The organism is Phenylobacterium sp. (genome assembly GCF_030693805.1).
Lineage (GTDB): Bacteria > Pseudomonadota > Alphaproteobacteria > Caulobacterales > Caulobacteraceae > Phenylobacterium.
In genome coordinates, this window is record NZ_JAUXZW010000064.1 from 1 (window position 1) to 1607 (window position 1607).

1 protein-coding gene is annotated in these 1607 nt (G+C 66.4%); it reads right to left on the reverse strand.

Annotation, left to right across the window (positions count from 1 at the left end; genetic code table 11):
- On the reverse strand, window positions 1-1588 hold a 1588-nt coding region (locus Q8M88_RS02620), incomplete at its 3' end, for a DUF5801 repeats-in-toxin domain-containing protein (RefSeq protein WP_305594693.1).
- Window positions 1589-1607: the final 19 nt, after the last annotated feature.

The window sequence follows — 1607 nt, forward strand, 5'->3', positions numbered from 1 at the left end:
TGCTCACCAACACCAACACGCTCTCCGAGCCCTGGATGATGCTCACCGCCACGATCGTGTCCTGCGAGCCATCGCCCACCTCCTTCAACACGCCCGAATCGCTGTCGTCGTAGGCACTGATGTTTATGGTGGTGGTGGTGCCGGCGCCGCCGCCCACACCAATGGCTGCGGTGGCGCCGTTGGTGTTGTAGTGGCCATCGAACGACTGGGTTTGGTTGGCGGTAGTGGCAAAGTCGCCGCCACTCACGGGCGTGCCGCCGAGGTCGTTCACAAAGTCCACCCGCAGGGTTTCGTTGGTGCCCACGGAGGCGCCGGCACTGATGCCCCCGGAAGCGGCGTTGGTGTTGACCGTGCCTCCGCTGGCGCCATTGGTCATGGGCGTGAGCAGCAGGTCTTTGCTGTTGTCGTCCGACACTGTGTTAAACCCCGCCCACGACGCGTTGCCGCCGACGAAGTTGTAGCCACCGGCGGCGCTGAAATCGATGGCCGGTTCGCCACCGTCCACCGTGGCCAACATCGCGACGGTGTAGGTGGCCGCGCCAGCATCGAGGGTGACGGTGAACACCGGCCCCAGCGCGTTGGACGCGGTCAGCACCGTGCCGCCCGCCGACAAGCTGTAGGTCATGGGCAGGCCACTCGAGTACAAGGGATCGCCCGCCGAGTTGGTGGCGGCCACGCCATCGAGGCTGGGGTTGAAGGTGACCGTCCCTGGGGCGTCGGCGCCGACGTTCAGAGCGATCTCGCCATCCTGGTCCAACATGAAGGTGGCGTCGGCGCCCACGGTGTTGGACAACACGCCCGGCGCAGGCTGCAGGTCTTGTGGCCCGTCATCCAGCACCTCGATGTTCAGCGCTGCGAGCTGGCTGGCGCTGTCACCGTCGCCATCGAACACGGTGCGTTGCACGGAGATCAGACCAACCAGGGCGATGGGTTCGTTGTGATCCGTGGTCACCGGGTGGTGGAGTGCAACATGTTGGGTGATCAACACCTCGCCGCCAAGGGCATCGATGGACACCGTCAGCGCCAAGGAGCCGCCCGCACCACCGGCCCGGAGCTCGAACTCGGTGTCCGAGACCTTCACCAGCTGCAGCTCCTGCCCTGCGTCGCTCTGACCGCTGATCCACCAGCCGGTGAGCGCACCCGGCGTGCCCACCAGGGCAAATTCGGGGGACGCGCCCTCGCCGTCGTTGCCAAAAACCGGGGTGGGAAACGCGGCAAACACATCGGCCTGCGTCAGCGCATAGGTGCCCATGCCGTAGGTTTCGTCGATTTGCAGGCTGAGCGCCTGGCCAGCGTCGGCCTGGGGGCCGTCGTCCAGGAACACCAGGCTGGCACCGACGTTGACAGTGGCCTCGGCCTCGCCGGTATCGCCGTCGCCATCGGTGATGGTGTCGGTGCGGGTCAAGGTGACGTGGCTGTCGGTCAGGCTCAGCGGTTCGTTGCTGTTGGTGTCGTCGGTGTGGTGCAGGGCACGCAACTGGGTCAGCGTCACCTCACCGCTGGTGTCCACCGTCACCGTGAACACCGACTCGCCGGTGCTGTCGATGTAGCCCTCGATGCCGCCACCGGGCGCCACACGCAGCAGCACGGCTTCGCCCGCTGCGGTG